This window comes from Mycobacterium paraintracellulare (assembly GCF_000276825.1).
Classification (GTDB): Bacteria; Actinomycetota; Actinomycetes; order Mycobacteriales; family Mycobacteriaceae; genus Mycobacterium; species Mycobacterium intracellulare.
The window spans coordinates 1,013,831-1,025,123 of sequence record NC_016948.1 but is presented as its reverse complement, the minus strand read 5'-3'; the positions used below and the strand labels follow the sequence as shown (position 1 = coordinate 1,025,123).

10 protein-coding genes are annotated in these 11,293 nt (G+C 68.2%); 5 read left to right on the top strand and 5 right to left on the bottom strand.

Annotated features, from left to right (window positions below; genetic code table 11):
• Window position 1 precedes the first annotated feature (1 nt).
• From OCQ_RS05075 to OCQ_RS05065, 3 genes are read left to right on the top strand one after another with little or no spacing between them, the layout of a single operon-like run.
• On the top strand, window positions 2-1,477 hold the full coding sequence (locus OCQ_RS05075; RefSeq protein ID WP_009954299.1) for a flippase: 1,476 nt from the start codon (window positions 2-4) through the stop codon (window positions 1,475-1,477).
• Window positions 1,474-3,417, top strand: a complete 1,944-nt coding sequence (locus tag OCQ_RS05070) for a glycosyltransferase (protein WP_014383948.1) — start codon at window positions 1,474-1,476, stop codon at window positions 3,415-3,417. The genes OCQ_RS05075 and OCQ_RS05070 overlap by 4 nt, the downstream gene beginning before the upstream one ends.
• An 11-nt stretch (window positions 3,418-3,428) precedes the next feature.
• Entirely contained in the window at window positions 3,429-4,472 is a 1,044-nt protein-coding gene (locus OCQ_RS05065; RefSeq protein WP_009955600.1) for a glycosyltransferase family 4 protein, read from the top strand.
• An 8-nt stretch (window positions 4,473-4,480) separates the two neighbouring features.
• On the opposite strand, the gene OCQ_RS05060 is transcribed toward OCQ_RS05065, so the two are convergent.
• Window positions 4,481-4,966, bottom strand: coding sequence for a glycosyltransferase (locus OCQ_RS05060; protein ID WP_008254162.1), 486 nt, complete (start codon window positions 4,964-4,966; stop codon window positions 4,481-4,483).
• The gene (locus OCQ_RS05055; RefSeq protein WP_008254160.1) at window positions 4,963-5,418 is read right to left on the bottom strand and encodes a glycosyltransferase family protein; all 456 of its coding nucleotides are present in this window, start codon (window positions 5,416-5,418) and stop codon (window positions 4,963-4,965) included. Before OCQ_RS05055 ends, OCQ_RS05060 begins: the two co-directional genes overlap by 4 nt.
• A 210-nt stretch (window positions 5,419-5,628) precedes the next feature.
• Here OCQ_RS05055 and OCQ_RS05050 point away from each other — a divergent pair, with 210 nt between their 5' ends.
• Together OCQ_RS05050 and OCQ_RS05045 are read left to right on the top strand one after the other, a co-directional pair.
• Window positions 5,629-6,747 carry a Gfo/Idh/MocA family protein gene (locus OCQ_RS05050; protein ID WP_014383947.1) on the top strand — a complete coding sequence of 373 codons (1,119 nt, stop codon included), beginning with the start codon at window positions 5,629-5,631 and terminating at the stop codon, window positions 6,745-6,747.
• Window positions 6,744-7,619, top strand: coding sequence for a hypothetical protein (locus tag OCQ_RS05045; RefSeq protein WP_041784816.1), 876 nt, complete (start codon window positions 6,744-6,746; stop codon window positions 7,617-7,619). Before OCQ_RS05050 ends, OCQ_RS05045 begins: the two co-directional genes overlap by 4 nt.
• Window positions 7,620-7,633: 14 nt before the next feature.
• Here OCQ_RS05045 and OCQ_RS05040 read toward each other — a convergent pair whose 3' ends face one another.
• Genes OCQ_RS05040 through OCQ_RS05030 form a run of 3 tightly spaced genes read right to left on the bottom strand, consistent with a single transcriptional unit; the run spans window position 7,634 to window position 11,284 of the window.
• Window positions 7,634-9,319, bottom strand: coding sequence for an FAD-dependent oxidoreductase (locus OCQ_RS05040; protein WP_269156505.1), 1,686 nt, complete (start codon window positions 9,317-9,319; stop codon window positions 7,634-7,636).
• A gap of 8 nt (window positions 9,320-9,327) precedes the next feature.
• Window positions 9,328-10,254 (bottom strand): aldo/keto reductase, encoded by a 927-nt coding sequence (locus tag OCQ_RS05035; protein WP_014383944.1) that lies wholly within the window; start codon window positions 10,252-10,254, stop codon window positions 9,328-9,330.
• A gap of 16 nt (window positions 10,255-10,270) precedes the next feature.
• On the bottom strand, window positions 10,271-11,284 hold the full coding sequence (locus tag OCQ_RS05030; RefSeq protein ID WP_014941362.1) for a glycosyltransferase family 4 protein: 1,014 nt from the start codon (window positions 11,282-11,284) through the stop codon (window positions 10,271-10,273).
• Window positions 11,285-11,293 lie beyond the last annotated feature (9 nt).

The window sequence follows — 11,293 nt, the reverse complement described above, 5'->3', positions numbered from 1 at the left end:
CATGACCGAGCCAACGGCACCCGCCGCGGTGGTGCCCACGGTGCCGCTCGCGCGGATGGCTCACGCGTTCTCGATCCAGCTGATCTGCCGGGCGCTGGGGATGCTCGCGTCCGTGGTTTCGGTGGCGATGACCGCCCGCTATCTGGGTCCCGGACGCTACGGCCAGCTCACCATCGCGGTGGCGTTCGTCGCGATGTGGACCAGCTTCGCCGATCTGGGCATCGCCACCGTCATCGTGCGGCGGGTGACCTCCGGGCGTGGCGAACTCGAACGCCTGGTGCGCATCAACAGCGGCCTGGCCCTTCTCTACTGCGGTCCCCTCGCGGTGCTGGCGGCCGGGTCGGGGCTGCTCATCTATCACGACACCCAGGTGCGGGTGATGCTCGTCGTGCTGGCGGGCGGGCTGCTGCTGCAGACCATGACGACACGGTTCGAACCGGTATTCCTTGCCACCGTCCGGTTCTCCGCGGTGGCCATCTCCGACGTCGCCGCCCGGGTGAGCACGCTGGCCATGGTCGCCTGGCTGGTCGCGGCGCACTCGGACGTCATCTGGTTCGCGGTCGCACAGCTGATCCCACCGGCCGTGCAGCTACTGATCCAGGGCGCCGCCGCGATGCGGCACATCTCGGTACGGCCGCTGTTCGCCCCGCGGGAAGCCGCCGACCTGTTACGGGAAAGCTTGCCGCTGATCGGATTCATGATCGTCGGGCTCCTGTACTGCCGCGCCGACGGCGTGATCCTGTCCCTGCTGAGCACCCACTCCGAGGTGGGCGTGTACGGGCTGGCCCTGACGATCTCGTTCAACACGATCGTGGTTTCGCTGATCTTCCACAAGTCGACGCTGGCGACGGCCACCGAGCTGTTCTCGCGCGACGTGGCGGCGTTCGCCCGTTTTCTGCGCCGCAGCGTCGAATTGATGTACTTCGTTGCGGTTCCGATAGCCGTTGTGGGCGTGCTGCTGGCCGGACCGCTGATCGGGTTGTTCGGCAAGAGCGCGTTCATCGAACGCGGGACGCCCACACTGGCGTTGCTGTTCGTCGCCGCGGCCCTGCGGTTCGTCGGTGGCACCCTGGGCCAGGGGTTGGTGGCTTCCCATCATCAACAGGTCCTGCTGTGGCTGACGGTGGCGACCCTCGCGCTCAACGTCGCGCTCAACCTCGCCCTGGCGGGGCGGTTCGGCGCCGTCGGTCCCGGCGTGGCGCTGGTGTGCACGGAACTGTTCAACATGACGATCTCGAGCTGGTGGCTGCGCCGACGCTGCGGTTACCGCACGCCCGTGCCGTTCGTGCTGCGCTTGCTGATTCCGACGGGGGCGAGCGTGGTTGTGACACTGCTGCTTTCGGGTCATCACGTAATCCTGGTACTGTCCGCCGCAGCCGTCGCCTACCTGGCCACCAGCGCGACCTTCGGCCCGATCACCTGGTCGACCCTGACCTCTCTGCGGGCCACGCTGCGCGAAGAGCAGCTGACGGCATGACCCGTGAAACGGACCGGGCATATCTGAAGCGCCCAGTCGGCGACACCGCCGGCCTGCCGCCCACGCGCTCGCTGGCCGTGCTGATCGTGAGCCAAGGCGGCCACGAGTCGCTCGAGGTCTGCCTCGACAGCGTCGCCGAGCATCTACCCGAGCTGCCGGTTCACGTCTACGACCGCAGCGGCTCGGGGCATGCGGAACTCGCCGCGAAATGCCCTGCGGTCCGGTGGTTTTCGGGCCAGGCGAACGTCGGTTTCGCCGCGGCCTGCAACACGCTGGTGGAGCACATGCCCGCCGATACAGACCTCCTGCTGCTGGACCCCCATGCCCGCCTGCTGGGGCCGCTGAACCGGACCCGCGAGTTACTTGGTCAGCCCAGGGTGGCGGCGGTTTCGCCGCTCGCACGCGACGCCGCCGCGCTGGACCGGGCGCCGTGGGACGTCGCCGCCCGCCGCCACACCGTCAGCCGCGAGCTGCGCGCGGCGGGCGGGCGCGCCGGCCCGCACCGTCGCACGACGCCCGCACGGCGGTACTCTCGCCAGCCTCCCGAATCGCGAAGCATCGACGGCGATTTGGCTCCGATCTGCCTGGCGATCAGCCGCGCGGCCTGGAACACCATCGGCCCCTTCGACGAGGAGTACTTCGGCTACGGCGAGGTGGCCGACTGGCAGGCCCGGGCCCGCGCCGCCGGCTGGCGCCTCCTGCTCGCCGACGAGCTCGGCGTCGAGCGCCGCGACCCGGTGAGCGACGACGGCCCCCGACAGCGCCGCGACCGGGACCTGGCGCGAACCAACACCGCGCTGTTGCTCGAACATCACAAGAGCGTCCACCACGCGGACGTGTACCTGGCCGGCACAGCCGCCCTGCAGCGGCTACGGCGGGGCAAACGCGCGCGCCGGCAAACCGGCCTGCCGTCGATAGTCATCGCCACCAACCGTCTGGTCTACGGGGGCGCCGAGCGGCAAAAGGCGCTCTTGGCAACGGAATTGGACCGCCGCGGCTACTCGGTCACTGTCGTCTGCGTGCAGCGGTTCGGCCCGCTGATCGCCGAAATTCCGGACACGGTGCGGGTGATCCGCCAGCCGTGGTGGGCGCCGATGGTCGACATGGCCGAGGGCCCGGCGGTGCTGATCACCGGCGACACCAATACCGAGGTGGGCTTCGGCACGTTGTGGCGCGCCGCCGGCCGGAGCCGTCGATGGCTGGTCGCACCGCACGTCCCTCCCGAGGAGGACCGGCCGATCTACTCGCGGCCACTGGCCGCGGCGATGCGCCGCGCGGACGGATTCATCGTTTTGGCACAACGCCATTGGGACATGCTGACCAAACAGCACCGGCTCCGGGGACGGTACTTCGTCGCGCCCAACGGCGTCGCCGACCTCGGGGAGCCGAGCCCCCGGCATCGCGGCGCCGGCCGACCGCTGCACCTGGTCATGCTCTCGCGCATCGTCGAGCACAAGAACCCGCATCTGCTGATCGAGGCGCTGAGCGGGCTCGCTGAGATGCCCTGGCGATTGTCGATTTTCGGCGACGGGCCCGATCGAGAGAGGCTGCAGGCACGCACACCCGCCGGGTTGGGCGATCGCGTCCAGTGGCGCGGTTGGTCGGCCGGGCCGGGCCCCGCGCTGGCCGACGCGGACCTGCTGTGTGTTCCCAGCCGCTCCGAGGCCTTCCCGGTGGTGATCCTCGAGGCGATGGCCAGGGCGGTGCCGGTCGCGGCGTCGGCGATTTGTGCTGTCCCGGAAATGTTGGATTTCGGAGGGGCGGGGTTCCTGGTCGAGCCCGTCTCCGCGTTGGGGTGGCGAGAACACTTGGCCCGGATCATGGCGGAGCCCGACGCGCTGCCGTCGGTCGGACGACGCGGCTATGAGCGCATGCGCAAGCATTACACAGTGGAGGCGATGGCCGACGCCTACCTGGGCGCGATCGGGGCTGTGCTGTGAATTCGCCTCGGGTGCTGTGGCTTTCGCCGTGGACGCGACCGGCGGTGCGGGTGCAAGCCGAGGCGCTGCTGCGCCACGGTGCCGACGTGCTGTTGGTCACCTCCGATCAGCATCCGGAATCGGACGCCGCGCGCGACTACGAGTTGGTGCTCGACCCGCGCTTTCGCACGGCCGCGACCTGGCTGCCGGCCCTGAAAGCCTGGCGCCGCGTCCGCCGCTTCCGGCCCGACATCGTGATCGCCGAACTGGTGCGGGATCCGCGCTGGATCGCGTTGGCCGGGCGAGCCCCGCGCATTCAGGTGGTACACGACGATCGACCGCACGACCCCGACGAACTGACCCCGGCCTACGAGCGTGCCGTGTTCGACCGCTGGGCCGCGCGCTCGGCCGCCACCATCACCTACAGCGACTATGTCGCGGCCGCGGTGTCCGCGCGCCGCGATGTCGCCGGTACGCCGGTGCATGTCGTGCCGTTGGCCAGCGACCTCGATCTCGACCGCGTTCCGCCGTTCGTGGGGCCCGAACGGCGCCGCGATTTCGTCATGTTCGGCCGGCTCAACCCGTACAAGAACGTCGATGTCGTGCTGGCGGCCTGGCAGCGGCATGTGATCGGCGGCGGCTGGCGAGGCGACAACCTGGTGCTCGTCGGCGACGGGCCGCTGGACGCCGACGCCCTGCCCAAACACACGCTCTGGCGCAACGGCAGCTTCCGCTACGCCGATGTCATCCCCACGCTGGCCGCCGCCAAAGGGTCGCTCGCCCACTATCGGCGCGCCTCACAGAGTGGCGTGCAGTCGCTCTCGATGCAGCTGGGTGTCATGCCGATCGTGTCGACCGCCGGCGCGTTGCCCGAATACCAGCCGCCGGGTTTGGCCCCGATCGGGGTCGACGACGTCGCCGGGCTCGCCGCCGCTTTCGACCTCCTGGCCGATCCGGTGACCGCGGCCCGCCTGGGGGCCGAAGCGGCGCGCCACTACGCGCACCGATGCGCGGTTGACCTTGTCGCCGTGCGCATTTTGGACGTCATCGCCCAGGTGCTGGATCGCCGGCGGTGACGTGAGGCTCAGGCCAGGCCCCGCCAGAACGTCTCCAGCCACCCGGTGAGTTCGCGGGCCCGGCCCAGCGCATCGGGTGGCGCCGATCGGGACCGCGTCGCCGCGATGGCCGCCGGGAGCTCCTCTGTTTCCCGGACCACGGTCGCCAGCCCGGCACCCGCCATCTTCTCGGCGAACGGCAACTGGTGCTCATCGACGTGCTCCCCGCGCGACGAGCGACGCGGCACCAGCACGGGATGTTTCCCTTGCTCGACGCACAGCAGCGTCGATCCGGCGCCCGCGTGGGTCACGGCGACAGAGGCCCGCCGGATGTGCGTGCAGACGTCCCCGAAGGACAGGAAGCGCTCGAACGCGGCGTGGCGCGGCTCGAATTTGCAGGTGCCGAGCTGTACGAAAAAGTCCTCCCCCACCGCGTCGGTGCTCGCCAGCTCGTCCACCGCGCGCGCCAGCCGGTCGAAGGGATGGACCTCCATCCCCATGATCACGAAGATCACACGATCCTCCCGTGATACTCGGTGCGGGGAATCCGGTCGGCCAACTCGGGCCACTGCACCAGAAAGCGGGAGGCGAACGGCTTCACCATGCGGGCGGTGAGCGAGAGTTCGGTGATGCGGGTGATGGATTCGACGAACACGGTGGGAATCCGCAGCAGCCAGGCCAGCCACAGGAAGGGTGCGGCCACGCCCGATCCGGTCGTCAAGATCATGGCGGGGCGGTGGCGGATCAAAAGGCGTAGGGCCAGCACCAGATTGCGCAGCAGGTTGGGCACGTTACGGACCGTCGGGTGCGCGGCCCAGTACACCTCGCGCTCGTCGCGCAACAGGTAACGGGCGTCGGCGGTCCCGAAACTCACCCAAAACCGATCCTTGTCCTGCCAGAACTCGCGCAGGCAGAACATCTCGTAGATGTGCCCACCGGAGGACGCGATGAGGAGCAGCCGACCCATGTCTCCCCTCGGTTGAGGCGCGCCGATCTTCTGGCGGCGCGGCGATCCCGATGTCAAAGACTAACTCCCGTCGTGGCCGTCCCCGGGTTGCGACGGCAAACAGATCGAGCGGATTTCGCGATGATGCGTTGACCGGATGCTAACGTCCACCTTGTTGGCGGGCCGTACACGTTGCCGATGCGGCACTCGGAGTGAGTAGAGGCGCGGACCATGATTCGAACGGCCATAGTCGGCCTGGGCAAGATGGGTCTTTCGCACCTCGCGATCCTTCGCACGCACCCGGACCTCGAGGTGGTCGGCGTGTGTGACTCCGCCGGCTATCTGCGCGACATCCTGGCCAAATACACCGGTCTGGACTGCTACGACGATTTCGATCGGATGCTGGCGCAGACGAAGGCGGACGCGGTTGTCGTCGCCGTTCCGTCGCGGCTGCACGCGCCGATGGTCGAAAAGGCCCTTGCCCGAGGCACACACGTCTTCTGCGAGAAACCGTTCGTCCTCGATGTCCGCGACGGCGAGCGCCTGGTGACGCTCGCCGAGAGTAATCGGCTCGTCACGCAGGTCGGCTATCACTGCCGCTTCATCGGCGCCTTCCAAGAGGCGGCACGAATCGTCGCGGCGGGGGCTCTCGGGCAGGTACACCACGTGCGTGCCGAGGCATACGGCCCCGTCGTCCTTCGACAGAAGGGAAGCACGTGGCGCGGCGTCAAAGCCGAAGGCGGTGGCGCCCTCTACGACTACGCCTGCCACGCCATCGATTTGATGAACTTCATCGCCGGCGTGCCCCTAGCGGTCGACGGAGTCGTCCGCCACAGCGTTTTCTCGCGCGACGTCGACGACGAGGTGTACTGCACGATGCGCTACGGCAACGGCGCCAGCGGCCAGCTGTGCGTGAACTGGAGCGACGAGAGCTTTCGCAAGATGTCGACGAAGGTTTCGGTGTGGGGAACCAACGGCCGCGTCGTCGCCGATCGGCAGGAATGCCAGATCTATCTCCGCGAGACGCACCCCGGGGTCCCCGACCTGGGGGCGGGATGGACGATCCGGTACACGACCGATCTCACCGACGAGGTCTGGTATTACCTTCGGGGTGAAGAGTATTCGGCGCAGATCGACTATTTCGCGCAGAGCATCAAGAACAACCGGGTGAACGGCGAGAACACTTTTCGCTCGGCGCTCGACGTCGATCGTGTGGTCGACATGATCACCGGCGCTGGAGCCGGCGCGTCACCCCTGCCCCAGGCGGCCGCGAATGGCTCCCCGCGCGGCTCGCGGCGCCGCGAGATCGTCGCGCGCATCAGGAAACTCACGTCCCCGAGGGCATCGTGACCATGGACCGTGTGCTGTTCGGCGACAACCAGTTCTTCGGCGTCAACCACATGTCCGAGGAGAAAGCGCGCGCCCAGGCGATACGGTTTCAGCACCTACCGCCCGTGCTGGGGACGCTGGACGCCGCGTACCAGGAAGGCATCCGCACGTTCGTGTGCACGACGCACGACCGGGTCGGCGAAATCTGCGATCATTTCCGCGCCAACCGGACCCGCTACCCCGACTACGTCTTCTACCCGTGCATGCCGTACGCGCACAAGTACGCCAACGCCGTGACCGAGTTCGGGATGCTCGAGGCGCTGCGCAGGTTCCTGCCCGACGATGGGGCCGTCAAGTCGATGTTCAAGGGCGGTGTCGCCCTCGCGGGCAAGGACATCGAGCCGATCATGCAGCTATTGGTCGACGCCGAGATGAAGATGTTCGCCGGACTGTCCACGCCCGTCATCTTCATTCAAAACGTCGTCACCGACTTGCTTCTCGGCCTGGGCATGGACGAGGGGTTCCGGTTTTTCTCCGACCACGTCAGGCTCAAGTACGGTGCCGAGCCGGGGTTCATCACCATGAATCTCCCGCGCCTGCTCGACGCCCTCGACGGCCAGGGAATCGAGAATCCGATCGTGTGCGCCAATTTCAACAAGATCGGCTTCCGGATGTGTGGCGGAATCGAGCTCTACGAGAGGACAATCCGCGAGCGCCGCTGCCGGCTGATCGCGATGTCGGTGCTCGCCTCGGGCGCGATCCCGCCCCGCGAGGCCATCGATTACGTCTGCGGTCAGCCGCAGATCCATTCGATCGTCTTCGGCGCATCCAGCCGCGCGAACATTCGGCAGACGAAGTCGCTGATCGACGAGCTGTGGCAGGTCCCGACGTGATCCCCGGACCCCGGTTAGCTCGAATCCGTTGACGAGCAGGTAATTCGGGCTTTCGCCAGACGCTCCGCGAGCCGCACGCCCAGCGCGATCCCGAGAAGCGTCGGGTTGGCCTGGCTCGATGTCGGCAACACCGAGGTGCTCGCGACGTAGAGTCCGCGAACCCCATGGACTTGCAGGTGTGGATCTACGACACCGCCTTCCGGCAATGTCGACATCCGGGTGGTTCCCGCCTGGTGGTAACCGGTCCGCTTCTTCATGTACGCACGGACCGCGGCCTCGACATCGTCGGTCAGCCACTCCACGTATCCCACGCCGTGGCGGCGAAGGTGGTCATCGATGGCGGCGATGGCCTTGCGCACGCTTGCGTAATCGGCGTCGGAGAAGTGCATGCTGGTGCGAATCCTCCTCATGCCGAGGGCGTCTCGTTCGTCGGTCAGCTCGACCCGGCTCTCCCAGTGCGGAAGGTGCTCGCCGTGGTACTGCAGCAGGTAGCGATTGTCGGCGCTCTTCACGAAGAAGCCGGGCGCCTTGCGGCCCCGGCGGAGGAACCGTGCGTAGCAGAAGGCGACGGCGAACCGGAGGGAACCGAACAGGTCTCGCACGACGTTGCCCAGATGCGCAAGGATTCGTGGCGAACCGTCGGTCTTGGTGTGGGCCTCACGGATCGCCTCCGCGAGCAGGAATCGTCCGATCGGCGAGATCAGTGTCAGGTACACCCCGGACAGGATCCCGCTTCCGTGACTCGGATCGCTGATCGGCGGATTCACCAAGAAGATTGCGGCGTTCGGCATTTCGTTCTGGCGCAACAGCTGCGGGTCGAAGGTGAAGCGCCGGCGAACATACACCCCCTCCCCGTCCCGCTCGTATCCGTGGATGACCTCATCCGTGGTGAATTGCACGCGCGCGACCCGGGCCTCGACGTGCGCCATGTACCAGCGCCCCAGGTGCCCGCTCGCGTTCCCCAGCCCCCCGGGGTGATGGCGATCCGACGCCAGCAGCAGGCGGGTGGCCTCCAAACCCCCGGTCGCGATGACGTAGTCCGTCGCAACCACTCGCCCCGCACCGCCGTTCAAGGACTTGACCACCAGGTGGTCGACGGTGTCGCCGGCCGCCGTCGTCACGATCTCGGTGCAGGTGAGGCCGGTCCACAGCGTGAGATGGGGAGCGTCTCGCAACGCCGCCCGGTAGCGGCGCCCGAAACGGGTTGGTAGCGCCCAGCGCTCGAGGTCGGTCGTGCGCACGTCGCCGTCGGGGAGCCCCGCGACCAAGTCGCGCTCCGCGATCTCGGGGATCTCGCGCGCATTGAACGCCGCCCGACCGCATACCGCCCAGTCGCAGGCCCGCTGAAGGTAGGGCTCGACGTCGTCGTATCCGATGGGCCACGGCGCCTGCGCCGTAATTGGCCGGTCCTCGAAATCGATGGGGTCGAACTCGAGGCAGCGTCCCCCCCAGAGCGCCGAGGTTCCACCGACCTGCCGGCGGACCGTCAGCTCGCTACGCGAATGGAAGTAGTCGTCGTGCCGGGAATCGAACCTCGACAGCGCTTGGGCCGCACGGTCGTTGCGTTCGAGGCCGCTTTCGACGAGGACCACCTGCACGCCCGACCCGGCGAGTTCCAGCGCGGTCGCGATGCCGATCGGGCCGGCCCCGACGACCACCACATCCGTTTCGATCGTCATGCCGTGGGCGAAGTCCTCCATCTCGCGAATCACGCGGCCGCACCCTGTCGGAACTCCTTGACGAGAGCGAGGAACCGCGCCACGGTCTCGGCGTCCGGTGGCGACGAGACCGCGTCGGCGGCTTCGGTGACCCGCTGCGGCCTGGTGGTGCTGTAAAGGATTGCGCGGCAGCCCGTTGCGGTGACCGACGAGGCGAGGATCAGCCGGGCCAGCGCGCCGGAGGCCAGGGGGTCGGCCTGCAGGGCTTCGCGCCAGCGGCTTGCCATTCCGGGGTCGGCAAGCAAGGCGCCCGAGAGCTTGCGGTGCGGCCGCTCGAGTACGCCGAATGCGATATCGGCCGGTCTCGGCGAAGGATCGAGCAAGTCGCTGCGGAGTTGGCTGACTGCCCGCGGCCCGAATGCGCGGACGAAGTCCAGCTCGAGCCCCTCGTCCTGCGAGACGCCCCAGGCGCGAATCTTTCCCTGTTGGCGCGCCCGCTCAAAGAATTCGCGCAGTTCGTCGCTCGCAACGGTGTCCTGAGGCCTCGGCGCGTGGACGAAGAGGATGTCGACATGGTCGACGCCGAGCGCCGCCAGGCTCTCGTCGAGGCTGCGTGTCGCGACGGCCGCGTCGTACACCCGGCCGCCCGCCGACGGCGCCTGCTGCCGCTTGACGATACGGCGCAGCGCGGGAGCCTTTTTCAGCAGCGCCCGGGCCGGGGCCTGGAATCGGCCGAGCCGCCGCGCCGCGCCGCCGACATCGATGCCGAACTTGGTGGCGATGGTCACGCTGTCGCGGTCGACCGTGCGCAAAAAGGCCCCGAGCTCAGCCTCGGCCATTCCCAGCCCGTACATCCGCGCGGTGTCGAAGTGGGTGATGCCGCTGTCCACGGCGCCGGCGAGCACGGCCATCCGTTCCTTCTTCGACGGCGACTGCATCAGTGCGCCGCATCCGAAACCGATTGCGCTGACCGCCAATTGCGGTCCCTGAAGTTCAACCCGTCGCAATGCCGCAGCCCAGGTAGATACGGCGGAGTTCGGCGTCGATGACGTCGGGGCTCCGTGTCGCCGCGACGTGCGCTTGACCTCGCAGCCCGTCACGCTCGGCCAGCTCGGGGTCGCGCAGGTACCGGCCGATCGCGTTGGCCAACGCGGGCACATCGCCGACCGGGACCAGCATGCCCGGGTCGGGGGCGATCTCCGCCGTCCCACCGACGGGCGTCGCCACGAACGGGCGCGCGCCGGCCAGGGCTTCGGTCAGGATCATCGGCATGCCCTCCGCAAACGACGGGAGCACCACCACCCGGACCGAGCGGAGCAGCCCACGAACCGCGTCGGGGTGAATCGGACCTTCGACGGTCAGCCGCTCCGTCTCCGGCGGGGCATAGTCGTCGATGGGACCGATTATCCGACAACGGCCTTCGATGCCCTCGGCGAGAAGAAGCCGCCAGGCCGCCACAAGTCTGTCGACACCTTTGCGAAGCCCAACGGCGCCCGCGAACAGCGCCACGGGTGGCGTGGAGGCCGCACCGGGCGCATCACGGTCGACCACGATCGGGTTCGGCACCATGGCGGTCCGCACCGTCGGCGCCACCTCGGCGACCGCGGCGCGCGCTTCCTCCGACAACAGGATCACATGGTCCGCCCGCTTCAACGTCGCGCCCACGAAGCGGGGGCGCGACCTGGCGAACTCGGGAAAGTCGGGGCCATGGAGGGTGACGATCACCCGGAAACCCTTGGCCCTGGCCAAGCGGATCAACGGTCCTTCGCGCAGCCAGGCCCCGCCGTTGGAGATATGGAAGTGCACGATGGTGCCTCGAGGGGACCGGGCCAGTGACATCCCGGCGCGTGCGGTGAGAAACAGGTTCCTCAGATGGCGGTCCCCGTTCCAGGTCGACAGGACCCGGATGTCGTCGGCGCCGATCTTGTTGTCGCGCAAGACCCGGATCACGGACTGCGTCCCGCCGATGCTGTACATGTCGGGCCCCACGTGTGTCACTGAGATCATGTCGGCCTG